The organism is Pseudomonas sp. IPO3778 (assembly GCF_013386825.1).
Taxonomy (GTDB): Bacteria; Pseudomonadota; Gammaproteobacteria; order Pseudomonadales; family Pseudomonadaceae; genus Aquipseudomonas.
Genome location: NZ_JACARC010000020.1, coordinates 45,367 through 68,547 on the forward strand (window position 1 = coordinate 45,367; position 23,181 = coordinate 68,547).

Here is a 23,181-nt window from a genome sequence, read left to right on the forward strand (position 1 = left end):
CCGTTAACCACGCTGGCCGAACGCAGGTATTACGGAGCGGGTAAACCGGCAGGACGCCGGTTTAGCCGCGACGGGGCAGGGACGCCCCGTCGCGGCGGCCCGCGGAGTAATACCGGAGCTGAGGGCACACCGAGCCTAAGCGAGGTGCCGAGTGGTGGGGCAAGAGCCTTTTGGTTACTTTTGGGCTCCTTTCAAAAGTGACCCGCTGTAAGAGCGGAACCAATAGCAGCCTTAACCGCAAAAACGGATATGTACACAATCCACCTGCACGTTAAAAACGGCGCAAAAAAAAACGCCCCGAACCAGTCGGGGCGTCAGATCGTGCGGCATTGCGGTTAGGTCTTCCTTGGGGCCGCAATGGCCGTGTACTCAGTGACTCAGTGGAACTGTTCTTCTTCAGTCGAGCCGGTCAGCGCGGTCACGGACGAGGTGCCGCCCTGGATCACGGTGGTCATGTCGTCGAAGTAGCCGGTGCCCACTTCCTGCTGGTGCGCCACGAAGGTGTAACCCTTGGCGGCGTCAGCGAATTCCTGCTCCTGCAGTTTCACGTAGGCCGTCATGTCGTTGCGGGCGTAGTCGTGCGCCAGGTTGAACATGCTGTGCCACATGTTGTGAATGCCGGCCAGGGTGATGAACTGGTGCTTGTAGCCCATGGCGGACAGTTCACGCTGGAACTTGGCGATGGTCGCGTCGTCCAGGTTCTTCTTCCAGTTGAAAGAAGGCGAGCAGTTGTAGGACAGCAGTTGGTCCGGGTATTCCTTCTTGATCGCTTCAGCAAAGCGGCGAGCTTCGTCCAGGTCCGGCTTGGCGGTTTCGCACCAGATCAGGTCGGCATACGGCGCGTAGGCCAGGCCGCGAGCGATGGCCTGGTCGAGACCGGCGCGCACTTTGTAGAAGCCTTCCTGAGTGCGCTCGCCCGTCACGAACGGCTGGTCGTACGGGTCGCAATCCGAGGTCAGCAAGTCAGCCGCGTTGGCATCGGTACGGGCCAGGATGATGGTCGGCGTGCCGGCCACGTCGGCCGCCAGGCGCGCCGCCGTCAGCTTCTGCACCGCTTCCTGGGTTGGCACCAGAACCTTGCCGCCCATGTGGCCGCATTTCTTCACCGAAGCCAGTTGGTCTTCGAAGTGAACGCCGGCAGCGCCTGCCTCGATCATGCTCTTCATCAGCTCGTAGGCGTTCAGTACGCCGCCGAAACCGGCTTCAGCGTCTGCAACGATCGGTGCGAAGTAGTCGATGTAGCCTTCGTCGCCCGGGCCTTTGCCGGCTTTCCACTGGATCTGGTCGGCGCGGCGGAACGAGTTGTTGATGCGCTTGACCACGGTTGGCACGGAGTCCACCGGGTACAGCGATTGGTCGGGGTACATGGATTCAGCGGAGTTGTTGTCCGCTGCCACTTGCCAGCCGGACAGGTAGATCGCCTGGATACCGGCTTTTACCTGTTGAACCGCTTGGCCGCCCGTCAGGGCGCCCATGCAGTTGACGAAATCTTTCTCTGGGCGGAAGGACGGCTTGGCACCTTGGGTGACCAGCTTCCACAGCTTCTCGGCGCCGAGTTTTGCAAAAGTGTGCTCAGGTTGAACCGAGCCACGCAGGCGGACGACGTCAGCAGCGGAATAAGCGCGGGTCACGCCTTTCCAGCGTGGGTTTTCGGCCCAGTCTTTTTCAAGGGCTGCAATTTGCTGTTCGCGTGTCAGTGCCATGGGGGAAAACCTCGTCGCATAGGTCTAGGTGGAAAATTCCATTTGCCAGCCACGTATCGGTGCGTGGTGATGGCTGCTCGCTGACCAGAAGCTTAGGCGGTCAAGTCAGGCTTGGCGGGGATGGCGACGGGATGAACGAGTGGCTCAAGGGGGGAGTTGAGCAGGTAAGGGCGAACTGCGAACGGTCTTCGGGCGTCGTGGGCCTTTGTACGATCCATCAGTGTGTTGCCGGGTTACCTGGTTAGCTTCCGTCCCTCGGGACAACTTCGTTCCAGTCGCAACCTCGTCAAACACACCTTGTGGGCGGTACAGACACGAATCGGCTCAGGTGGGTAGCTTGGAGCGACGATCCGAAGGCCCTTGCCAGGGCCCCTGATTAGCGGGAGCGAGGCCATCATGCCCATGCTTTTTTGGATCGTCAAATGTTTTGTAGTGCTTTTTTTCAGGCACTACATCTTTAGTCTAATACGACTCATCAGTCAGTTTTTGGTGCTTCAGTTCAGGGTGTCGACTTTGACCCGCAAGGTCAGGTCATCGCGCCCCTGAGTAGAGTAGCTGCGGGTTGTAGTGCTTTTGTCGGCCTGAGTCTGGCGATTGATCCCGGCCAGAGTGATCCATTCACCCAGGCGTCCGCTGACTGTTGTGTCGGTACTTTGCACGTTCACTACATCGGGACGTTCCTGGCTCATGCGGTCACGATTGGTACTGATGTTCAGGTGAACGGTCTCGCCGGTGACGCTGGCGGTGACGTAAAAGCCCTGGGTCACGTTGCGATATTGCGTCTGGTTTTGCGGGCGACCATAGGTGTCGGGCTGGGTGGTGGTGAGCGGAACGCTCTGGCCGACCTGGATCAGTGCGGGCACGCCTTCGCTGGCCTGGATCTGCTGGATCCCGCCGTCGCGGCTTTCAGTGCTGTAGGTGATCACTTGGGTTTGATTGTTGCCGTTGCTTTGCTGGTTGTTCTCGTTGGTGTCGACGGTGATCAGCAGGCGTTTGGAGGGCGTGTCCAGTTGCGAGAGCAGAGCGCGCAGGCCCTGGATCTTGTCCGGCTCGGCATTCACGATCAGTTGGTTGCCGTAGGCGCTGACGGTGCCGTCCTTGCCGATAAAGTTCTGTGCCACGGGCAGCAGGTCGGCGCTGGTGCGGTTGCTCAGGGGCACGACTTCAGTGGCGGCCATCACCGAGAAGCTGGTGGCGAGGAGCACAGTGGTGAGCAGGGTGCGTAGGGACATGTCCGTTATCTCTGCGAGTCATTTAGGCTAGATAGTGCCAGTTTGTCGGCTTTGTAGCCCGCAAGTTGAATCCTGGACGGCAAAAGGCCCTGGCATCGGTGGATGGCAGGGCCTTTTGGGGTGTTGCTGATGCCGCTATCGCAGGCAAGCCAGCTCCCACATTTGGAATGCATTCTCCTGTGGGAGCTGGCTTGCCTGCGATGGGAGCGACTCGGACTAAAGTCAGCCCTCGCGCACCATATCAACGTGAGGAATCCCGACTTCCAGGAACTCATCGCTGACAATCTTGAAGCCCAGGCGCTCGTAAAACGGCGCTGCGTGGACCTGTGCACTGAGAATCTGCCGGGTCTGGCCGCGTTTCTCGGCCTCGCCGATCACCGCTTCCATCAGCTTGTCGCCCACTTTCAGGCCGCGCCAGTCCTTGAGGACTGACACGCGCCCGATTTCGCCGGTAGGCAGCAGGCGGGCGGTGCCGATGGGAAAGTCGCCTTCGAACGCCAGGAAGTGCACAGCACCTGCGTCGTCAGCATCCCACTCCAGCTCCGGTGGAACCGATTGTTCAGCGATAAATACCGCTTCACGAATGCGCCGTATCTCGGCGATATCCTTTTGCCAGTCCGCGACACTTACGTGAATCTTATTCATCGGCAAACCCCAGGCTCCCTTGCTTGACCAGTTCGCACAGCAGGTTGCGGCCGTCTTCATCCGCCAGCCATGGGCCGAGGTTGTCGGTGTGCAGCGCGTCAGCGGCGCAGACCAGCTTCAGCAATTCCCGCAGCTTGCCCGGCAACAGGCGGCTCTGGCCACTGGCGAACAGCAGCAGGTCGTCGTCCACCTCGGACCAGGCCAGGCGGGCGCTCGGGTTGCGGATCAGCACGGCGCCGTCTTCCAGGCTGCCCAGCAGGTCTTCTTCTTCCACTTCCGGGCCGGCAACCAGTTCCGGGTAGCGTGGCTCGGTCATGAATTGGCCGAACCAGGTCAGCAGCATGCGCTCGTCGCTCATGTGCTCGGCCAGCAGGCTCTTCAGGCGGTCGAGGGCGTCGCCCTGGATCTGGTGCGGGTCGCTGACCGGCTGGGCGTCGGCGTCGGTGTAGCGCTCTTCGTCGGTCAGGTACTGGCTGAGGAAGTCGGTGAAGTGAGTCAACACTTCAGCGGCGCTCGGGGCGCGGAAGCCCACGGAGTAGGTCATGCAATCATCGACCGCGACACCGCAGTGGGCCAGGCGCGGCGGCAGGTAAAGCATGTCGCCCGGTTCCAGTACCCATTCGGCGGTTTCTTCGAAGTCGGCGAGGATGCGCAGGTCCGCGTGTTGCAGCAGCGGGCTTTCGGAGTTGCACATCTGGCCGATCTTCCAGTTGCGCTTGCCGGAACCTTGCAGCAGGAACACGTCGTAGTTGTCGAAGTGCGGACCCACGCTGCCACCCGGGGCGGCGTAGCTGATCATCACGTCGTCGATGCGCCAGCTTGGCAGGAAGCGGAAGTTTTCCAGCAATTCGGCCACTTCCGGCACGAACTGGTCGACGGCCTGCACCAGCAGGGTCCACTCGCGCTCGGGCAGGGCGCTGAACGCATCTTCGGCGAACGGGCCGCGACGCAGCTCCCACGGACGCTCGCCGTGTTCGATGATCAGGCGCGACTCGACTTCTTCTTCCAGCGCCAGGCCGGCCAGTTCGTCGGCGTCGATCGGGCTTTCGAAATCAGGAATGGCCTGGCGGATCAGCAGGGGTTTTTTCTGCCAGTAGTCGCGCAGGAACTCGCGTGCCGTGATGCCGCCCAGAAGTTGAAGAGGAATATCAGGATTCATGTGTAACCTATTGAAAAAAAGCACTTTTCAGACGGGAATAAAAACGCCCGGCGCTGCCGGGCGTCTCAAAGGGTCAAGCAGCTATCAGATGCGTTTGGCTTGGGCCACAGCGTTGCCGATGTAGTTGGCCGGGGTGAGCAGTTTCAGCTCAGCCTTGGCGGCGGCTGGCATGTCCAGGCCGTCGATGAACGTTTGCAGGGCTTCGGAGGTGATGCCCTTGCCGCGGGTCAGCTCTTTGAGCTTCTCGTACGGGTTTTCGATGTTGTAGCGGCGCATCACGGTCTGGATCGGCTCAGCCAGTACTTCCCAGCAAGCGTCCAGGTCAGCGGCGATTTTCTGCGCGTTGAGTTCCAGTTTGCTGATGCCTTTGAGGCTGGCTTCGTACGCAATCACGCTGTGGGCAAAGCCCACGCCGAGGTTGCGCAGTACGGTGGAGTCGGTCAGGTCGCGCTGCCAGCGGGAGATCGGCAACTTGCTGGCCAGGTGCTGGAACAGGGCGTTGGCGATGCCGAGGTTGCCTTCGGAGTTTTCGAAGTCGATCGGGTTGACCTTGTGCGGCATGGTCGACGAACCGATTTCACCGGCAATGGTGCGCTGCTTGAAATAGCCCAGGGAGATGTAGCCCCAGATATCGCGATCGAAGTCGATCAGGATGGTGTTGAAACGCGCAATTGCGTCGAACAGCTCGGCGATGTAGTCGTGGGGTTCGATCTGCGTGGTGTACGGGTTGAAGCCCAGGCCCAGCTCGTCTTCGATGAAGGCGCGGGCGTTTTCTTCCCAGTCGATCTCGGGGTAGGCCGACAGGTGAGCGTTGTAGTTGCCTACGGCGCCGTTGATCTTGCCCAGCAGCGGCACGGCGGCCACTTGAACGATCTGACGCTCCAGGCGGTACACCACGTTGGCCAGTTCTTTACCCAGGGTGGTCGGCGAAGCCGGCTGGCCGTGGGTGCGCGACAGCATCGGCACGTCGGCGAAACGGATCGCCAGTTCGCGGATAGCGTCGGCGGTCTGGCGCATCAGTGGCAGCATCACGTCATCACGGCCTTCGCGCAACATCAGGGCGTGGGACAGGTTGTTGATGTCCTCGCTGGTGCAGGCAAAGTGGATGAACTCGCTGACCTTGGCCAGTTCCGGCAGCTTGGCCGCTTGCTCTTTGAGCAGGTATTCGATGGCTTTTACGTCGTGGTTGGTGGTGCGCTCGATCTCTTTGACACGCTCGGCGTGCTCCAGGGCGAAGTTTTCCGCCAGGGCGTTCAACACCGCGTTGGCTTCGGCGGAAAACGCCGGCACTTCGCTGATGGCGGGGTGAGCGGCCAGGCGCTGGAGCCAGCGCACTTCAACCAGAACACGAGCACGGATCAAGCCGTATTCGCTGAAAATAGGGCGCAGGGCCTGGGTTTTGCCGGCGTAGCGGCCGTCAACAGGGGAAACCGCAGTGAGCGAAGAAAGCTGCATGGGGTGTTCTCGGACAGTCGGGCAACGAAATGGGGCGCGTATCATACATGAAAAAATCCGCCGGTCCGTTGCCAACTGACCGGCGTATTACGCGTGGGGCGATAAAAAAATCGGTTGCGGCGACTTATTCGTTGCGCATCAACGGGTAAAGCTCTCTCAGCAATTTGCGACGGCTGATCACCAACTGCCAGCGATGGCCACCCAACTGGCGCCACAGCCGTGCCGAACGAATACCGGCCAGGAGCAGGGCGCGGATTTTCGAGGCGTTGTTCGGTTGTTGCAGGTTGCGCATGTCGCCGTGCACCTGGATCCGCTGGCGCAAGGTGCTCAGGGTGTCCTGGTACAGGGCGCCACAGCCTGCGATCACGTTTTCGTGAGCCGGGCCGAAGTGCTCCACCTGGGACTGAATCTGCGGCAGGCGCTTGCCGATGGTTTCCAGCAGGTCGTCGCGCTTGGCCAGCTGACGTTCCAGGCCGAGCATTGACAGGGCGTAGCGCAGCGGTTCGCGTTGCAAGGTGCTCGGGTCGCGCTCCAGGGCGCCGACCAGCGCACGATAACCTTCACGCAGGGCCAGGTCGTCGCCGCCGTACACTTCCAGGGTGTCCTTGGGGTCGCGGATCAGCAAGCTGCCGAGCATGCAGGTCAGGCCTGCCTCGGTGACCTGGCCGGTCTTGGCGATCTTGTCCACCAGCACCGCGGCGAGAAACACGCCGCCCAGTGCTGTCAATTGCTCCTGGGTCGGGCTCATGCCTGGCTGCTCCAGGGTTCGGCAACTTCGATCACGCCGCCCCCCAGGCAAATCTCTGCGTCATAGAACACCACCGATTGGCCGGGCGTTACGGCGCGCTGTGGGTCGTCGAAGGTGGCGCGATAGCCGGTGGCGGTTTTTTCCAGGGTGCACGGCTGGTCGCTCTGGCGATAGCGCACTTTGGCCGTGAGGCGGCGCGGGCTGCTCAGGTCCACCGGGTTCACCCAATAAATGTCCGACGCGAGCAGGGCGCGGGAGAACAGCCAGGGGTGGTCATTGCCCTGGCCCACGATCAGCTCGTTGTGCTCCAGGTCCTTGACCAGCACGTACCACGGCTCGTCGCCGGCGTCTTTCAAGCCGCCGATGCCCAGGCCCTGGCGCTGGCCGATGGTGTGGTACATCAAACCGTGGTGACGGCCGATGATTTCGCCTTCGGTGGTTTTGATCTCGCCCGGTTGCGCCGGCAGGTACTGCTTGAGGAAGTCGCTGAAACGGCGTTCGCCGATAAAGCAGATTCCGGTGGAATCCTTCTTCTTGGCCGTGGCCAGGCCGTGTTTCTCGGCAATTGCGCGCACTTCGGGTTTTTCCAGCTCGCCCACCGGGAACAGGGTCTTGGCGATCTGTTCGCCGCCGACGGCGTGCAGGAAATAGCTCTGGTCCTTGTTCGCGTCCAGGCCCTTGAGCAGTTCGGTACGGCCATCAATGTCGCGACGGCGCACGTAGTGACCGGTAGCGATCAGGTCGGCGCCGAGGATCATCGCGTAGTCGAGGAACGCCTTGAACTTGATTTCGCGGTTACACAGGATGTCCGGGTTCGGCGTGCGACCGGCCTTGTATTCGGCCAGGAAGTGTTCGAACACGTTGTCCCAGTACTCGGCGGCGAAGTTGGCGGTGTGCAGCTTGATGCCGATTTTGTCGCAGACGGCCTGGGCATCTGCCAGGTCGTCCATGGCGGTGCAATATTCCGTTCCATCGTCTTCTTCCCAGTTCTTCATGAACAGGCCTTCCACCTCATAACCCTGCTCCATGAGCAGAACGGCGGAAACGGAAGAATCCACGCCGCCGGACATGCCGACGATGACGCGCTTCTTTTGTGTGTCAGAAGGGGCTGGATCACGCATAGGGTTTCAACGGGAGTCTTTAAAAAGGACGCGATTCTAGCAGGCTCGCGCCAGCAAGGCTAAAGAGAAGGGCGCATCCCGATGCGCCGTTTCGGCGCGAAGGGCTGCGTCGCGCGCTAAAACGAGACGGCGCCCTGCGCGCAAACATACCCGTATACCAGCGCAAGCCCCCATGGCTCGGGCCTTGGCAGTGCTTGGCATGGGAGATGCTTAGTGCCTTGTATACATGAATGCACTCACCCATTTCCGATACTTCTTGCGCTCATTAATCGCGGGTATCCCCGATGTCCAGGATGGTTATTTCTGCGGCTGGGTGCACGCTGCCCACGTCAGCATCGACCTCAGTACCTGAAGGAGACACTGTGAACAGCCTGTATGCAACCAATGCCCTGGCCGAAGACGTTTATCGCCGGCTGAAGCAGGAGATCTTCGATTTCTACCTGCTGCCCCAGGATCGTTTCACCGAGACCCAATTGGCTGCGCGTTATCAGGTCTCGCGCACGCCCGTGCGCGATGCCTTGTACCGCTTGCAGCGCGAGGGGTATCTCGATGTGGAGTTTCGTCGGGGCTGGTCGGTCAAGCCGCTGGACTTCGTACAGATCGACCAGCTGTATGACCTGCGCATCGTGCTGGAGTCAGCCGCCGTCGAGCGCATTTGCCAGTCCGCCGAGGTGCACCCGGCCCTGGATGGGTTGCGCCAGCAGTGGTTGGTGCCGCGTGAACATTGGCACAGCGACATGCAACGGGTGGCGGATATGGACGAATATTTTCATACCGGTCTGGTGGAAGCGTCCGGCAACCTGGAGATGGCCCGCGTACACCAGGGTGTCACCGAGCGTATCCGTATCGTGCGCCGGCTCGACTTCCTTAAAAGCGCACGTATCGAACACACCTACCTGGAGCACGCCGCCATCCTCAAGGCCTTGCAGGCGCGCAAGCGCGATGAAGCGCTGTTGCTGCTGCGCTCCCACGTGGAAATCAGCAAGCTGGAAGTGCGCAAGTTGACCCTGTCTATGCTCAGCGAAGCGCGCAAGCAGCATCAGGCTTAAAGGGAAGGGCGGATCAGTTCAAGGCTGTGGCGCTGGCCGGCCAGGTAATCGTCAATGCAGCGGATGATCAGCTCGCTGCGCCAGTCCTCGCGCAGGGTCATCAATTCGTCACGGGTCAGCCAGCGGGCGCGCACGATTCCGTCGTCCAGTTGATAGTCCGGGTGGTGTTTCACGGCGTTCGCGGTGAAGCACACCCGCTGATAAGTCACGCCGTTGCTGGGGGCGGTGTACAGGTAGATCCCGACGATGCCGGTGGCTTCGACGTCCCAGCCAGTTTCTTCGAGGGTTTCGCGCACGGCGGCTTCGGTCAGGGTCTCGTTCGGGTCGAGGTGGCCGGCGGGCTGATTCAGCACAGCGCGGCCGCCCTTGAGTTCTTCGACCATCAGGAAGCGGCCGTTGTCTTCGACGATGGTGGCGACGGTGATGTGGGGGAGCCAGGTCATTGGGGGCGTCTCGAGGGATCAGAGAAACATCATACAGGGGCGCCCGCCGGGAGCGCCCCTGCCGGTTACTTCGCGGCCTTGGTAATGGCGTCGAAGGCGACCATGTCGTCAATTACTTCGCCGCCCGTGGCTTTGGTTTGCGCTTGCCATACGACGATCACCACGTTTTGAGTCGGATTGATGTAGACAAACTGGCCGAAAATCCCCGCGGCCGTGAAGGCTTTGTCTGCCTTGGAGGCGGCGGTCCATGCGGGCCACCACATGGAAGCAAAGTCGCCGTACGCCGGGTCGGTGCCGGTGGTGGCGCTGGCGAAGCTCATCCAGCCGTTGGGCAGGACCTGTTTATCGCCGGCTTTGCCGCCGCTAAGTACGAACTGCCCGAAGCGCCCGTAATCTTCAAGCGTTGCGCTGATGCCGCTGCCACCTACCTCGTTGCCATTGGGGCCGTCGAGCCACCAGTTGGCGTCGGTTTGCATCCCGTACGGTGCCCAGATTTTTTCGCTCAGGTACTGCGCCAGGGGTTTACCCACGGCAGCGCTGACCAGTTGGCCCAGTACTTGTGTCTCGCCGGTACTGTAGTTGGTGCGAGTGCCAGGGGGTGCGGCGCTGGGCAGGCTCGCCATGAACTTGAGGGCGGAGCCAGGTACTTGTTCGGTTTGCAGCTTGAGCATCATGCGCCGGTCTGATGTGGGGTCAGCGTATTTCTCACTCCATTTGACTCCGGAGCGCATCGCCAGGACCTGGCGGACGGTGGCCTGGTCATAACCGCTGCCGGCGAGTGCGGGCAGGTAGAGGGTCACTTTGTCATCCAGGCTTTTGATCGAGCCGTCCTGCAGTGCGGCGCCCACAAGGGTTGAGGTAATCGACTTGGCCACTGACATCGACATCCATCGAGTGTCCGGCGTGTTGCCTTTTTCGTAGCGTTCAGTAACGACCTGGCCGTCCTTGATCACCAGCAGGCCTGTTACCCGGTTGAGGGTGACGTAGTCGTCGAGGCTGTAATGTTTGCCTTCGTAGTCGAATTCAACCGGGCCCAGCGGTTGGCTGCGGCGTGGCAAGGGAAATGGGTGGCCGCCAGCCTTGATGGTGCGCACCGGGAACAGACGATCGATATTGCGGAAGGTGCTGACGGCGGCTTGTTCGCTGAGTTTGCCGTCGTACATGGTCTGTACGTCGCCGATCGGTTCTTGAACGTGGGGGGAGGGGCTTGAAGTGCCCGCGCAGGCCGTCAGCAGGGCGAGCGCCGATGAGTAGGTCAGTACCTGTAGGAGGTTTTTTGGCATGGGAACGTCCTTATTTATTGTTTTTCGAGGGTTGGAGCAATAAGAAGACAAGGCAAGGACTGCGCCCGTTCCTGAAAAGCAGGCAAAAAAAATCCGGAATCCTTTCGAATTCCGGATTTTCCTGTCACACAAGGATTAGCGAGCGATCCTCATGCGGCGGCACCGTAGAGCATCAAACCAGCGCAGCGATTGCCGCGTTGAGGGTGTTGCTTGGGCGCATGGCTTTGCTGGTCAGTTCCGGGTTCGGCGCGTAGTAGCCACCGATGTCCACTGGCTTGCCCTGGACGGCATTGAGCTCGGCAACGATGGTTGCCTCGTTCGCGGTCAGGGTTTTGGCCAGTTCGCCGAACTGCGCTTGCAGTGCAGTGTCTTCGGTCTGGGCGGCCAGGGCCTGAGCCCAGTACAGCGCCAGGTAGAAGTGGCTGCCGCGGTTGTCGATGTTGCCGACTTTGCGCGATGGCGACTTGTTGTTGTCGAGGAACTGGCCGGTGGCCTGGTCCAGGGTCTTGGACAGCACCAGGGCTTTCGGGTTGTTGTACGTCACACCCAAATGCTCAAGGGAAGCGGCCAGGGCCAGGAACTCGCCCAGGGAATCCCAGCGCAGGAAGTTCTCTTCAACCAGTTGCTGTACGTGCTTCGGTGCCGAACCGCCGGCGCCGGTTTCGAACAGGCCGCCACCGTTCATCAGCGGCACGATCGACAGCATCTTGGCGCTGGTGCCCAGTTCCATGATCGGGAACAGGTCGGTCAGGTAGTCGCGCAGTACGTTGCCGGTTACCGAGATGGTGTCCAGGCCTTTACGGGTGCGCTCCAGGGTGAACTTCATCGCGTCGACGGGCGACATGATGCGGATGTCCAGGCCTTCGGTGTTGTGGTCTTTCAGGTAGGCCTGAACTTTCTCGACCACGACGCCGTCGTGCGCGCGCTGTGGGTCCAGCCAGAAGATGGCCGGGGTGTTGCTGGCGCGGGCACGGTTGACGGCCAGTTTGACCCAGTCCTGGATCGGCGCGTCTTTGGTCTGGCACATGCGGAAGATGTCGCCGGCTTCAACCGTCTGTTCCATCAGCAGGTTGCCCTTGCTGTCGGTGACGCGGACCACGCCGTCAGCCTTGATCTGGAAGGTCTTGTCGTGGGAGCCGTATTCTTCGGCTTTTTTCGCCATCAGGCCAACGTTTGGCACGCTGCCCATGGTGGTTGGGTCGAAGGCACCGTTTGCCTTGCACTCTTCGATCACCGCCTGGTAGATGGTGGCGTAGCAGCGATCCGGGATCACCGCCTTGGTGTCGTGCAGTTGGCCGTCGGTGCCCCACATTTTGCCGGAGTCACGGATCATGGCAGGCATCGAGGCGTCGACGATGACGTCGCTCGGCACGTGCAGGTTGGTGATGCCTTTGTCCGAGTTGACCATGGCCAGGGACGGACGCGCGGCGTACACCGCCTGGATGTCGGCTTCGATCTGCGCTTGCTGATCGGCCGGCAGGGCCTTGATGCGGGCGTACAGGTCGCCGATGCCGTTGTTCAGGTTAAAGCCGATCTGTGCCAGCACGTCAGCGTGCTTGGCCAGGGCGTCTTTGTAGAACTCGGCAACGATCTGGCCGAACATGATCGGGTCGGAGACCTTCATCATGGTGGCTTTCAAGTGAACCGACAGCAGTACGCCTTGTTTCTTGGCGTCGTCGATTTCAGCGGCGATGAAGCTGCGCAGGGCTTTTTTGCTCAGCACGGCGGTGTCGATGATCTCGCCCGCTTGTACGCTGGTTTTTTCTTTCAGGACGGTCGCGGTGCCGTCTTTGGCAATCAGTTCGATTTTGACGGCGTCGGCCGCTTCGATCTGCACGGATTTCTCGCTGCCGTAGAAGTCGCCGTTGCTCATGTGAGCCACGTGGGACTTGGAGTCGGCAGCCCAGGCGCCCATTTTGTGCGGGTGCTTGCGCGCGTAGTTCTTGACCGACAGCGGTGCGCGGCGGTCGGAGTTGCCTTCGCGCAGTACCGGGTTCACGGCGCTGCCCTTGACCTTGTCGTAACGTGCACGGGTTTCTTTTTCCGCGTCGGTGGTTACGGTTTCCGGGTAGTCCGGCAGGGCGTAGCCCTGGGCCTGCAGTTCCTTGATCGCAGCTTGCAGCTGTGGGGTCGAGGCACTGATGTTCGGCAGCTTGATGATGTTGGCTTCAGGCGTAACGGCCAGGTCGCCCAGTTCGGCGAGGTGGTCCGGGATAGCCTTGGCGCCCAGTTGCTCGGGGAAGCTTGCGAGGATGCGCGCGGCCAGGGAAATGTCGCGGGTTTCCACGGCAATATCAGCGGAAGCGGTGAAGGCCTCTACGATAGGCAGCAGTGAATAGGTGGCGAGGGCTGGGGCTTCGTCGGTGAAGGTGTAGATGATCTTCGAGCGGGTGGGCATATTCGGATTAACTCTCTTCTTTGCTGAAAGCATGCGCAGAAACTCGAGATGCGCCGGGTAAAGCGCGTTCGTTCAAAGTCATCCATGAGCGAAATGTCGAAGTTTCTTCGCGGTGATGTTGGGTTGCATCAGTCGAGCGTCAAGCGGGTGAGCTACTGTAGTAGTTCGGCTTTTCTGGCGGAGGGCTTCGTTCTAGAGCGGTCAGCCGTCGTGACTCTTTGGTCAGCGGCGGCATTATACATAGGTCGCTATGCTTACGCCGAGCCTTCATACAAAAGGTGTGTCGTCCATTGGTCTAAAGGTCGCAGGCAGCGAATCGCGCCCACTGGCGCACCATGTGCTCAAGATTGGCGCTTTTCCCTTTGATTTCAAGCTTGTAGGCCGTCAAATGTGCTGTTTTCGACGAAAATGTGCCGGGCCTGAGGTTTCAGTCCTCATTTATCTGGAGTAGGCTCGAACGCAGCCAGATGTTCAATCCATAGATGGAGTTCAGCATGGGATACAAGAAGATTCAGGTTCCGGCAGTCGGCGACAAAATCACCGTCAATGCAGACCATTCTCTCAATGTTCCTGACAACCCGATCATCCCCTTCATTGAAGGTGACGGTATTGGCGTCGACATCAGCCCGGTGATGATCAAGGTTGTCGATGCAGCTGTTAACAAGGCTTATGGCGGCAAGCGCAAAATCTCCTGGATGGAGGTGTATGCCGGCGAAAAGGCCACTCAGGTTTACGATCAGGACACCTGGCTGCCCCAGGAAACCCTGGATGCGGTCAAGGATTACGTGGTGTCCATCAAGGGCCCCCTGACCACTCCGGTCGGTGGCGGCATCCGTTCCCTGAACGTGGCCCTGCGTCAACAACTCGACCTTTATGTGTGCCTGCGCCCGGTGCGCTGGTTTGAAGGCGTGCCAAGCCCGGTCAAGAAGCCTGGCGATGTGGACATGACCATCTTCCGTGAGAACTCCGAGGACATCTACGCCGGCATCGAGTGGAAGGCAGGCTCCCCGGAAGCGATCAAGGTCATCAAGTTCCTTAAGGAAGAGATGGGCGTCACCAAGATCCGTTTCGACCAGAACTGCGGGATCGGCGTCAAGCCGGTGTCCCTGGAAGGCACCAAGCGCCTGGCGCGCAAGGCCTTGCAGTATGTCGTGGACAACGACCGCGACTCGCTGACCATCGTGCACAAAGGCAACATCATGAAGTTCACCGAAGGTGCCTTCAAGGAATGGGCCTACGAAGTGGCAGCTGAAGAGTTCGGCGCGACCCTGCTGGATGGCGGGCCGTGGATGCAGTTCAAGAACCCGCGCACCGGCAAGAACGTGGTGGTCAAGGACGCTATCGCCGACGCCATGCTCCAGCAGATCCTGCTGCGCCCGGCTGAATATGACGTGATCGCCACTCTTAACCTTAATGGTGACTACCTGTCTGACGCCCTGGCGGCGGAAGTGGGCGGTATCGGGATTGCGCCGGGCGCCAACCTGTCCGACACCGTGGCGATGTTCGAAGCCACCCACGGTACCGCACCGAAGTATGCCGGCAAGGACCAGGTCAACCCAGGTTCGCTGATCCTGTCGGCGGAAATGATGCTGCGTCACATGGGCTGGACGGAGGCAGCTGACTTGATCATCAAGGGCACCAATGGTGCGATTTCGGCCAAGACCGTGACCTATGACTTCCATCGCTTGATGGAGGGCGCCAAGCTGCTGTCTTCCTCGGCGTTCGGGGATGCGCTGATTTCGCATATGTAACGGAGCTATAAAAAAACGGCCCTCCTGAGTTGTCAGGAGGGCCGGTTTTTTGCGCAACGCTTGGCTCAGTGGCTGATCAGGCCATTGGTTTTCGTTTTTTCAGTGAGCGGTGCGTTCTGCCTGAGCGTGATGCGTGTCGTGACTTTTTTCGTGATGCTGGCTGGAAAGCTTTTCAGCGGCGTTCGTAATAGCCACCGCGTGCAGTCCTTTTGGTCCCTGGATTATCTCGAAGGAGACGGGTTGTCCTGCCTTCAGGGTTTTATAGCCATCCATCTGGATAGCCGAATAATGCGCAAAAAGGTCTTCAGTCTTGCCGTCTTCATTAATGAAGCCGTAACCCTTGGCATTGTTAAACCACTTGACCTTACCACTTGCCATGCCCATATCCCTCTGCACCAGACTCCATCACTGGAGTATCATCCAGTTTATCCGTCCTAACCCGAATAAATAAGGTTGACTGCGCGGACCTTTTTTACCCACTGTGGGTTCTATTGGTTGTAACACCGATTTGCCGATAGTCAAGGCGACCAGTCGGTCAGAGTTGAAATTCTGACAGGCCGCCCCCACCACTGTATTTGAACCACTGACGAACCTTTCTTTCCATGCATGCAATCAGCCAGATTCGACTAACATTCAATCAGGATCGCCCGGATCATCAAGAGGACGACGACGGTTCTGCAGGCATTGCTGTTCAGGAGGCCAAGCCTGCTTTACAGGCGCCGCCGATGTACAAGGTGGTTTTGTTCAACGATGACTACACACCGATGGATTTCGTCGTCGAAGTGCTCGAGGTGTTTTTTAACCTGAACCGCGAGTTGGCGACCAAGGTAATGCTGGCCGTTCACACAGAAGGACGGGCAGTATGTGGAGTGTTTACCCGCGACATCGCCGAGACAAAGGCCATGCAGGTCAACCAGTACGCCAGGGAAAGCCAGCATCCGCTACTCTGTGAAATCGAGAAGGACGGTTAACGCCGACCACTTGGGTATGAGGTGAAGCTATGTTAAACCGCGAGCTCGAAGTCACCCTCAATCTTGCCTTCAAGGAGGCCCGTTCGAAGCGTCATGAATTCATGACCGTCGAGCACCTGCTGCTGGCACTTTTGGATAACGAAGCTGCCGCCACCGTACTGCGTGCGTGTGGTGCCAACCTCGACAAACTCAAGCATGACCTGCAGGAGTTTATCGACTCCACCACGCCGTTGATCCCCGTTCATGACGAGGACCGCGAGACCCAGCCAACCCTGGGCTTCCAGCGGGTACTGCAGCGTGCCGTTTTCCACGTACAGAGCTCCGGCAAGCGAGAAGTCACAGGGGCCAACGTGCTCGTGGCGATCTTCAGCGAGCAGGAAAGCCAGGCTGTGTTCCTGCTCAAGCAGCAAAGCGTTGCCCGTATTGATGTCGTCAACTACATCGCCCATGGCATTTCCAAAGTGCCAGGGCATGGCGATCACTCAGAAGGTGAGCAGGATATGCAGGATGACGAGGGCGGTGAGTCTTCTTCTTCGAGCAACCCGCTGGATGCTTATGCCAGCAACCTCAACGAACTGGCGCGCCAGGGGCGGATCGATCCGCTGGTAGGGCGTGAGCTGGAAGTTGAGCGCGTGGCGCAGATCCTGGCGCGCCGCCGCAAGAACAACCCGCTGTTGGTGGGTGAAGCAGGCGTGGGTAAAACCGCGATTGCCGAAGGCCTGGCCAAGCGCATTGTTGATAATCAGGTGCCAGACCTGCTGGCCAACAGCGTCGTCTACTCCCTTGACCTGGGCGCGTTGCTCGCCGGGACCAAGTACCGTGGCGACTTCGAGAAACGCTTCAAAGCGTTGCTCGGCGAGCTGAAAAAACGTCCGCAGGCGATCCTGTTCATTGACGAGATCCACACCATCATCGGTGCCGGTGCGGCGTCCGGTGGCGTGATGGACGCTTCTAACCTGCTCAAACCGCTGCTGTCTTCGGGTGATATCCGTTGCATCGGTTCGACCACGTTCCAGGAGTTTCGCGGGATCTTCGAAAAAGACCGTGCCCTGGCGCGCCGCTTCCAGAAAGTGGACGTGTCCGAGCCTTCGGTTGAAGACACCATCGGCATCCTGCGCGGGCTCAAGGGGCGTTTCGAAGCGCACCATGGCATCGAGTACACCGATGAAGCGTTGCGTGCAGCCGCTGAGCTGGCGTCGCGCTACATCAATGACCGGCACATGCCGGACAAGGCCATCGACGTGATCGACGAGGCGGGTGCTTACCAGCGCCTGCAGCCGGTCGAGAAGCGTGTGAAGCGCATCGACGTGCCTCAGGTCGAGGACATCGTGGCGAAGATCGCGCGGATTCCGCCAAAACACGTCAACACTTCCGACAGGGAGCTGCTGCGTAACCTGGAGCGTGACCTCAAGCTGACCGTGTTTGGTCAGGATGCGGCCATCGACTCGCTGTCCACCGCGATCAAGCTGTCCCGTGCCGGCCTCAAGTCGCCGGACAAGCCGGTCGGTTCGTTCCTGTTCGCCGGGCCTACCGGTGTGGGCAAGACCGAAGCGGCGCGGCAACTGGCCAAGGCCATGGGGATCGAGCTGGTGCGTTTCGACATGTCCGAATACATGGAGCGCCACACTGTGTCGCGCCTGATCGGTGCGCCTCCGGGCTATGTCGGCTTCGACCAGGGCGGCCTGTTGACCGAGGCGATCACCAAGCAGCCACATTGCGTACTGCTGCTCGATGAAATCGAGAAGGCACACCCGGAAGTCTTCAACCTGCTGTTACAGGTGATGGACCACGGCACCCTGACCGACAACAACGGGCGCAAGGCGGACTTCCGCAACGTGATCGTGATCATGACCACCAACGCCGGTGCCGAAACGGCCGCGCGGGCTTCCATCGGCTTTACTCATCAGGATCACTCTTCCGACGCCATGGAAGTGATCAAGAAGAGTTTCACGCCGGAATTCCGCAACCGCCTGGACACCATTATCCAGTTTGGTCGCCTCAGCCATGAGGTCATCAAAAGCGTGGTGGACAAGTTCCTCACCGAGCTTCAGGCGCAGTTGGAAGACAAGCGCGTGCAGCTGGAAGTCACGGACGCGGCGCGCAACTGGCTGGCAGAAGGTGGCTACGACGCGGCAATGGGGGCTCGACCAATGGCTCGCCTGATCCAGGACAAGATCAAGCGCCCGCTGGCGGAAGAGATCCTGTTCGGCGAACTGGCAGACCATGGTGGCGTGGTGCATATCGACCTGAAGGATGGCGAGTTGACCTTCGAGTTCGAAACCACGGCGGAAATGGCCTGATAGCTGACTGCAACAAAGCAAAAGGCGCCGAGAGGCGCCTTTTTGCTATCTGGATAATGGGTGGGTCGATACCTATCAACCGGTGAAGATCAACTGTGGGAGCTGGCTTGCCTGCGATGGCGGTGGGCCAGTCAAGCATGCAGTAACTGACAGACCGCTATCGCAGGCAAGCCAGCTCCCACAGGGTAATGTGGCGACTGTTAAATGGCGCACACACAAAAACGCCCGGCATAACCGGGCGTTTTGTATTGACTTGATTAACGGGCGCGGTAAGTGATGCGCCCTTTGCTCAAGTCATAGGGCGTCAGTTCGACGCGCACTTTGTCACCGGTAAGAATACGAATGTAGTTCTTGCGCATCTTGCCGGAGATATGCGCGGTTACGACGTGCCCATTTTCCAACTCCACACGAAACATGGTGTTGGGCAGGGTGTCGACGACAGTGCCTTCCATTTCGAAGCTGTCTTCTTTCGACATGCAGTAAAGCCCTCGGTATCCAGTGAATGGCCCGGTGCAACTGCGCCAGGCAAAAGCGGCGTGCATTGTGCCCGAAAAAGGGTGTTTAAGCCAAGAGGTTCTAGTTCAAGGTGACCCATCTTTGGTTAATTAGCAGCTCGATGGGCCGATATTGGGTCTTGTAGTTCATCTTTTTGCAGTTTTTGATCCAGTATCCGAGGTACACCGCCTCCAATTCCATGCGCAACGCTTCGCCGATTTGCCACAGGATCGCAAAACGTCCCAGGCTGCGGCGTTCCTCTGCAGGCTCATAAAAGGTGTAGACCGCCGACAGGCCGTTGGGCAGCAGGTCGGTGACGGCGACGGCGACCAGGCGTCCTTCGAGCCGGAACTCATAAAAGCGCGAGAAGGGCAGGTCGCGTACCAGGAACGTGGAAAACTGATCGCGGCTGGGCGGGAACATATCGCCGTCAGCGTGACGCTGTTCAATGTAGCGTTGGTACAGGTCGAAGTACTCTTCGCTGAAACCGGGTTTGGCGGCGGTGACGGTCAAGTCGGCATTGCGCTTGAGGATGCGTTTCTGGTTACGGTCCGGCAGGAACTGCGCCACCGGGATGCGCGCCGGTACGCAGGCGTTGCAGTTCTGGCAGTGGGGCCGGTAAAGGTGGTCGCCGCTGCGCCGGAAGCCCATTTCCGACAAATCGGCATACACATGCACGTCCATCGGCTGACTGGGGTCGAGGAACAGCGTGGTGGCCTGCTCATCGGGCAGATAGCTGCAAGAGTGGGGTTGAGTGGCATAAAACTTCAAACGCGCCAGCTCGGTCATGATCAACCCTCGGATAAGCTTTGAAATAAGTGTAAGCCAGGTGCGGGGAAGTCGCCTAGGAAACCCATGGCGCAGAGCTGGTTTGGTCCAAATGGTCGCGCAGGTAGTGGGCAAAGTCGCTGCGGGGAATGGCGCGGGCGCCGAGGCTGTGCAGGTGATCGGTGGGCATCTGGCAATCGATCAGCACAAAGCCCCATGCCTGCAATTGCCTGACCAGGGTGGCAAAGCCGAACTTCGAGGCATTGTCGGCGCGGCTGAACATCGATTCGCCAAAGAACAATTGGCCCATGGCCAGGCCGTACAGGCCGCCCACCAGTTCGCCCTGGTCCCAGACCTCCACCGAATGCGCATAGCCGCGCTGGTGCAGTTGCAGGTAGGCGCTTTGCATGGCTTCGGTGATCCACGTGCCGTCGGCATAACTGCGTGGCGCCGCACAGGCCTGGATGACGGCGGCGAAGTCCTGGTCGAAGGTCACGGTGTAGCGCTGCTGGCGCAACAGTTTGCCGAGGCTGCGGGAAACATGCAGCTCATCCGGGAACAGTACGGTGCGCGGGTCGGGCGACCACCAGAGGATAGGTTGGCCTTCCGAGAACCAGGGAAAGCAGCCGTGGCGGTAGGCCTGGATCAAACGGTCGGCCGACAGGTCGCCACCGGCGGCGAGCAGGCCATTGGGTTCGCGCATGGCCTTGGCCAGCGGTGGAAACGTCAGGGTGTTGCGTTGTAACCAGGTCAGCATGGCATCCAGGCTTACGGAAGGGGAGGGCGGTAACGGCGATGTTGCCCGTTGCAAGAGCTGTGATTATTGTCGACGAAACGCTCTGGGGCTACCCCGAACATGGGATCGGTGCAGATAAGCATGAATGGGTGTTCCTGCAACTCTATGCCGGGGCCGTGGTCGTAATCGCGTACGTCGGTCGGCAAGCTAGCCTGGATTGGCAAAAACAGCTCATAAGCCTTTGTCAGTAAAGACAATGCATGCTCAAATTGAACGGTATCAAACTGAACATTGGCTATGCTGTGTAACGTGGGGCCAAGTGCGTGGCATCGCTCACACAAACCCGTACAATGCGGCCATTCAGGCGTTATCGCCGTTTCATGAATCAGTTGCAGAGTGTTAAAAGTAGCTTCACTGGCACTCGTTCATTTTTTACCTGCCCGGATTGGGCAGTATTTTGCAGTCATTCAATAGATGGACGCGCTAAAAGCGCAGGAAAAGACCCGTTTTGAAGAAATCCGCCGCAACACCTAAAGCCGCAGTCGTGCCCGCCTGGCGCCAGCACCTGCACTACCGACTCAAGGAAGGTGCGCTGATCGCCATCGGCGCCCTGTGCCTGTTCCTGATGATGGCCTTGCTCACCTATGGCAAGGACGATCCGGGCTGGAGCCATAACAGCAAGATCGAAGACGTGCAGAACTTCGGCGGCCCGGCCGGCTCCTACAGCGCCGATATCCTGTTCATGGTGCTGGGTTACTTCGCTTATATCTTCCCGTTGCTGCTGGCCATCAAGACCTGGCAGATCTTCCGCCAGCGCCATGAGCCGTGGCAGTGGAGCGGCTGGCTGTTCTCCTGGCGCCTGATCGGCCTGGTGTTCCTGGTACTGTCGGGTGCGGCCCTGGCCCATATCCATTTCCACGCACCCACCGGTTTGCCGGCCGGTGCCGGCGGCGCATTGGGCGAAAGCCTGGGCGACCTGGCCCGCAGAACCCTGAATATCCAGGGCAGCACCCTGATGTTCATTGCGCTGTTCCTGTTTGGCCTCACCGTGTTTACCGACCTGTCCTGGTTCAAGGTCATGGACGTGACCGGCAAGATCACCCTCGACCTGCTGGAGCTGTTCCAGGGCGCCGCCAATCGCTGGTGGTCGGCCCGGGTGGATCGCAAACGCATGGTTGCGCAGTTGCGCGAGGTGGATACCCGCGTCAACGAGGTGGTGGCCCCGAGCACGCCGGACCGGCGTGAGCAGGCCAAGGTCAAGGAGCGCCTGATCGAACGTGAACAGGCCCTGACCAAGCACATGTCGGACCGCGAGAAGCAGGTGCCGCCGGTGATCGCGCCTGCGCCGACCAAGGCGCCCGAGCCAAGCCACCGCGTGCAGAAAGAGAAGCAGGCCCCCCTGTTTGTCGACAGCGCCGTGGAAGGCACCTTGCCGCCGATCTCGATTCTCGATCCTGCGGAAAAGAAGCAGCTCAACTATTCCCCCGAGTCCCTGGCAGCTGTTGGCCACCTACTGGAAATCAAACTCAAGGAATTCGGCGTCGAAGTCTCGGTGGATTCGATCCACCCGGGCCCGGTGATCACCCGCTACGAAATCCAGCCGGCTGCCGGCGTGAAGGTCAGCCGCATTTCCAACCTGGCCAAGGATCTGGCGCGTTCGCTGGCCGTGACCAGTGTGCGGGTGGTGGAAGTGATTCCGGGCAAGACCACCGTGGGTATCGAGATTCCCAACGAAGACCGGCAGATCGTGCGCTTCTCCGAAGTGCTGTCGACCCCGGAATATGACAACTTCAAATCCCCGGTCACCCTGGCCCTGGGCCACGATATCGGCGGCAAGCCGGTCATTACTGACCTGGCGAAGATGCCCCACTTGCTGGTCGCCGGTACCACCGGTTCCGGTAAGTCGGTGGGGGTGAATGCGATGATCTTGTCGATCCTGTTCAAGTCGGGCCCGGAAGACGCCAAGCTGATCATGATCGACCCGAAAATGCTTGAGCTGTCGATCTACGAAGGCATTCCCCACCTGCTGTGCCCGGTGGTGACCGACATGAAGGACGCCGCCAACGCCCTGCGCTGGAGCGTCGCCGAGATGGAGCGGCGCTACAAGCTGATGGCGAAGATGGGCGTGCGTAACCTGTCGGGCTTCAACGCCAAGGTCAAGGAAGCCCAGGACGCCGGCACACCGCTGACCGACCCGCTGTACAAGCGCGAAAGCATTCACGACGAAGCGCCGCTGTTGACCAAGCTGCCGACCATCGTCGTGGTGGTGGACGAATTTGCCGACATGATGATGATCGTCGGCAAGAAGGTCGAAGAGCTGATCGCCCGTATCGCCCAGAAAGCACGGGCTGCAGGTATTCACTTGATCCTCGCGACCCAGCGTCCGTCGGTGGACGTGATCACCGGCCTGATCAAGGCCAACATCCCGACCCGCATGGCGTTCCAGGTGTCGAGCAAGATCGACTCCCGGACCATCATCGACCAGGGCGGTGCCGAGCAACTGCTGGGCCACGGTGACATGCTCTACATGCCGCCGGGCACCAGCCTGCCGATCCGTGTCCACGGCGCCTTCGTCTCCGACGATGAAGTGCACCGTGTGGTGGAAGCCTGGAAACTGCGCGGCGCCCCGGAATACAACGACGACATCCTCGCAGGCGTCGAAGAGGCCGGCAGCGGTTTCGACGGTGGCAGCAGCGGTGGCGACGATGATGCCGAGACCGATGCGCTCTACGACGAAGCGGTACAGTTCGTCCTTGAGAGCCGCCGCGCCTCGATCTCCGCCGTACAGCGCAAGCTGAAGATTGGCTACAACCGGGCTGCGCGCATGATCGAAGCCATGGAAATGGCCGGCGTGGTCACCTCGATGAACACCAACGGCTCGCGCGAAGTCATTGCGCCAGCGCAGATGCGTGACTGATTACGTG

At 59.9% G+C, this 23,181-nt stretch carries 19 protein-coding genes; 5 read left to right on the forward strand and 14 right to left on the reverse strand.

Going from position 1 to position 23,181, the window contains the following annotated elements; genetic code table 11:
- Positions 1 to 377: 377 nt before the first annotated feature.
- The 7 genes from aceA to mnmA form a co-directional block, all read right to left on the reverse strand.
- Positions 378 to 1,703, reverse strand: coding sequence for an isocitrate lyase (aceA, locus tag HX855_RS08525; protein ID WP_003219577.1), 1,326 nt, complete (start codon positions 1,701 to 1,703; stop codon positions 378 to 380).
- 494 nt (positions 1,704 to 2,197) lie between these two features.
- The gene (locus HX855_RS08530) at positions 2,198 to 2,935 is read right to left on the reverse strand and encodes a secretin N-terminal domain-containing protein (RefSeq protein ID WP_177090049.1); all 738 of its coding nucleotides are present in this window, start codon (positions 2,933 to 2,935) and stop codon (positions 2,198 to 2,200) included.
- A gap of 222 nt (positions 2,936 to 3,157) precedes the next feature.
- Positions 3,158 to 3,580, reverse strand: a complete 423-nt coding sequence (locus tag HX855_RS08535) for a GNAT family N-acetyltransferase (protein WP_017479509.1) — start codon at positions 3,578 to 3,580, stop codon at positions 3,158 to 3,160.
- Complete coding sequence (locus HX855_RS08540) at positions 3,573 to 4,739, reverse strand: cupin domain-containing protein (protein ID WP_177090048.1); 1,167 nt, start codon at positions 4,737 to 4,739, stop codon at positions 3,573 to 3,575. Before HX855_RS08540 ends, HX855_RS08535 begins: the two co-directional genes overlap by 8 nt.
- 84 nt (positions 4,740 to 4,823) lie before the next feature.
- Complete coding sequence (purB, locus tag HX855_RS08545) at positions 4,824 to 6,194, reverse strand: adenylosuccinate lyase (protein ID WP_177090047.1); 1,371 nt, start codon at positions 6,192 to 6,194, stop codon at positions 4,824 to 4,826.
- A gap of 124 nt (positions 6,195 to 6,318) precedes the next feature.
- The gene (hflD, locus tag HX855_RS08550; RefSeq protein WP_177090046.1) at positions 6,319 to 6,942 is read right to left on the reverse strand and encodes a high frequency lysogenization protein HflD; all 624 of its coding nucleotides are present in this window, start codon (positions 6,940 to 6,942) and stop codon (positions 6,319 to 6,321) included.
- Positions 6,939 to 8,063, reverse strand: a complete 1,125-nt coding sequence (mnmA, locus tag HX855_RS08555; RefSeq protein ID WP_177090045.1) for a tRNA 2-thiouridine(34) synthase MnmA — start codon at positions 8,061 to 8,063, stop codon at positions 6,939 to 6,941. Before mnmA ends, hflD begins: the two co-directional genes overlap by 4 nt.
- A 362-nt stretch (positions 8,064 to 8,425) precedes the next feature.
- On the opposite strand from mnmA, the gene HX855_RS08560 reads away from it, so the two are divergent.
- Positions 8,426 to 9,112, forward strand: a complete 687-nt coding sequence (locus HX855_RS08560) for a GntR family transcriptional regulator (protein ID WP_177090044.1) — start codon at positions 8,426 to 8,428, stop codon at positions 9,110 to 9,112.
- Here HX855_RS08560 and HX855_RS08565 read toward each other — a convergent pair.
- The 3 genes from HX855_RS08565 to HX855_RS08575 all read right to left on the reverse strand — a co-directional run bounded on the left by HX855_RS08565 (position 9,109) and on the right by HX855_RS08575 (position 13,236).
- Positions 9,109 to 9,555: an NUDIX hydrolase gene (locus tag HX855_RS08565; RefSeq protein WP_177090043.1), complete on the reverse strand. Its 447-nt coding sequence runs from the start codon at positions 9,553 to 9,555 to the stop codon at positions 9,109 to 9,111. The genes HX855_RS08560 and HX855_RS08565 overlap by 4 nt on opposite strands.
- 65 nt (positions 9,556 to 9,620) lie before the next feature.
- Positions 9,621 to 10,838 (reverse strand): serine hydrolase domain-containing protein, encoded by a 1,218-nt coding sequence (locus HX855_RS08570; RefSeq protein ID WP_375140066.1) that lies wholly within the window; start codon positions 10,836 to 10,838, stop codon positions 9,621 to 9,623.
- A gap of 172 nt (positions 10,839 to 11,010) precedes the next feature.
- Positions 11,011 to 13,236: an NADP-dependent isocitrate dehydrogenase gene (locus tag HX855_RS08575; protein WP_177090042.1), complete on the reverse strand. Its 2,226-nt coding sequence runs from the start codon at positions 13,234 to 13,236 to the stop codon at positions 11,011 to 11,013.
- A 494-nt stretch (positions 13,237 to 13,730) separates the two neighbouring features.
- Here HX855_RS08575 and icd point away from each other — a divergent pair, with 494 nt between their 5' ends.
- Positions 13,731 to 14,987 carry an NADP-dependent isocitrate dehydrogenase gene (gene icd / locus HX855_RS08580; RefSeq protein ID WP_177090041.1) on the forward strand — a complete coding sequence of 419 codons (1,257 nt, stop codon included), beginning with the start codon at positions 13,731 to 13,733 and terminating at the stop codon, positions 14,985 to 14,987.
- A gap of 99 nt (positions 14,988 to 15,086) precedes the next feature.
- On the opposite strand, the gene cspD is transcribed toward icd, so the two are convergent.
- A complete protein-coding gene (cspD, locus tag HX855_RS08585) occupies positions 15,087 to 15,365 on the reverse strand; it encodes a cold shock domain-containing protein CspD (protein WP_177090040.1) in 279 nt (92 codons plus the stop codon).
- Positions 15,366 to 15,589: 224 nt separating this feature from the next.
- Between cspD and clpS the strand changes: the two genes are divergently transcribed.
- Positions 15,590 to 15,958, forward strand: a complete 369-nt coding sequence (gene clpS, locus HX855_RS08590) for an ATP-dependent Clp protease adapter ClpS (protein ID WP_003219604.1) — start codon at positions 15,590 to 15,592, stop codon at positions 15,956 to 15,958.
- Between the two features lie 29 nt (positions 15,959 to 15,987).
- The gene (gene clpA / locus HX855_RS08595; RefSeq protein ID WP_177090039.1) at positions 15,988 to 18,258 is read left to right on the forward strand and encodes an ATP-dependent Clp protease ATP-binding subunit ClpA; all 2,271 of its coding nucleotides are present in this window, start codon (positions 15,988 to 15,990) and stop codon (positions 18,256 to 18,258) included.
- A gap of 257 nt (positions 18,259 to 18,515) precedes the next feature.
- Here the strand turns inward: clpA and infA are convergent, their stop codons facing one another.
- From infA to aat, 3 genes are all read right to left on the reverse strand, one after another.
- Positions 18,516 to 18,734, reverse strand: a complete 219-nt coding sequence (gene infA, locus HX855_RS08600) for a translation initiation factor IF-1 (protein ID WP_002553999.1) — start codon at positions 18,732 to 18,734, stop codon at positions 18,516 to 18,518.
- 100 nt (positions 18,735 to 18,834) lie between these two features.
- Positions 18,835 to 19,542, reverse strand: a complete 708-nt coding sequence (locus HX855_RS08605) for an arginyltransferase (RefSeq protein ID WP_017479517.1) — start codon at positions 19,540 to 19,542, stop codon at positions 18,835 to 18,837.
- Between the two features lie 55 nt (positions 19,543 to 19,597).
- Positions 19,598 to 20,278 carry a leucyl/phenylalanyl-tRNA--protein transferase gene (gene aat, locus HX855_RS08610; protein WP_177090038.1) on the reverse strand — a complete coding sequence of 227 codons (681 nt, stop codon included), beginning with the start codon at positions 20,276 to 20,278 and terminating at the stop codon, positions 19,598 to 19,600.
- Positions 20,279 to 20,765: 487 nt separating this feature from the next.
- Here aat and HX855_RS08615 point away from each other — a divergent pair, with 487 nt between their 5' ends.
- A complete protein-coding gene (locus tag HX855_RS08615; RefSeq protein WP_177090037.1) occupies positions 20,766 to 23,174 on the forward strand; it encodes a DNA translocase FtsK in 2,409 nt (802 codons plus the stop codon).
- The last annotated feature ends 7 nt before the right edge of the window (positions 23,175 to 23,181 follow it).

Excerpts from the sequence above, each read along its gene's own strand:
- aceA (WP_003219577.1), bottom strand. The coding sequence starts at position 1,703 with ATGGCACTGACACGCGAACAGCAAATTGCAGCCCTTGAAAAAGACTGG.
- HX855_RS08530 (WP_177090049.1), bottom strand. The coding sequence starts at position 2,935 with ATGTCCCTACGCACCCTGCTCACCACTGTGCTCCTCGCCACCAGCTTC.
- HX855_RS08535 (WP_017479509.1), bottom strand. The coding sequence starts at position 3,580 with ATGAATAAGATTCACGTAAGTGTCGCGGACTGGCAAAAGGATATCGCC.
- HX855_RS08540 (WP_177090048.1), bottom strand. The coding sequence starts at position 4,739 with ATGAATCCTGATATTCCTCTTCAACTTCTGGGCGGCATCACGGCACGC.
- purB (WP_177090047.1), bottom strand. The coding sequence starts at position 6,194 with ATGCAGCTTTCTTCGCTCACTGCGGTTTCCCCTGTTGACGGCCGCTAC.
- hflD (WP_177090046.1), bottom strand. The coding sequence starts at position 6,942 with ATGAGCCCGACCCAGGAGCAATTGACAGCACTGGGCGGCGTGTTTCTC.
- mnmA (WP_177090045.1), bottom strand. The coding sequence starts at position 8,063 with ATGCGTGATCCAGCCCCTTCTGACACACAAAAGAAGCGCGTCATCGTC.
- HX855_RS08565 (WP_177090043.1), bottom strand. The coding sequence starts at position 9,555 with ATGACCTGGCTCCCCCACATCACCGTCGCCACCATCGTCGAAGACAAC.
- HX855_RS08570 (WP_375140066.1), bottom strand. The coding sequence starts at position 10,838 with ATGCCAAAAAACCTCCTACAGGTACTGACCTACTCATCGGCGCTCGCC.
- HX855_RS08575 (WP_177090042.1), bottom strand. The coding sequence starts at position 13,236 with ATGCCCACCCGCTCGAAGATCATCTACACCTTCACCGACGAAGCCCCA.
- icd (WP_177090041.1), top strand. The coding sequence starts at position 13,731 with ATGGGATACAAGAAGATTCAGGTTCCGGCAGTCGGCGACAAAATCACC.
- cspD (WP_177090040.1), bottom strand. The coding sequence starts at position 15,365 with ATGGCAAGTGGTAAGGTCAAGTGGTTTAACAATGCCAAGGGTTACGGC.
- clpS (WP_003219604.1), top strand. The coding sequence starts at position 15,590 with ATGCATGCAATCAGCCAGATTCGACTAACATTCAATCAGGATCGCCCG.
- clpA (WP_177090039.1), top strand. The coding sequence starts at position 15,988 with ATGTTAAACCGCGAGCTCGAAGTCACCCTCAATCTTGCCTTCAAGGAG.
- infA (WP_002553999.1), bottom strand. The coding sequence starts at position 18,734 with ATGTCGAAAGAAGACAGCTTCGAAATGGAAGGCACTGTCGTCGACACC.
- HX855_RS08605 (WP_017479517.1), bottom strand. The coding sequence starts at position 19,542 with ATGACCGAGCTGGCGCGTTTGAAGTTTTATGCCACTCAACCCCACTCT.
- aat (WP_177090038.1), bottom strand. The coding sequence starts at position 20,278 with ATGCTGACCTGGTTACAACGCAACACCCTGACGTTTCCACCGCTGGCC.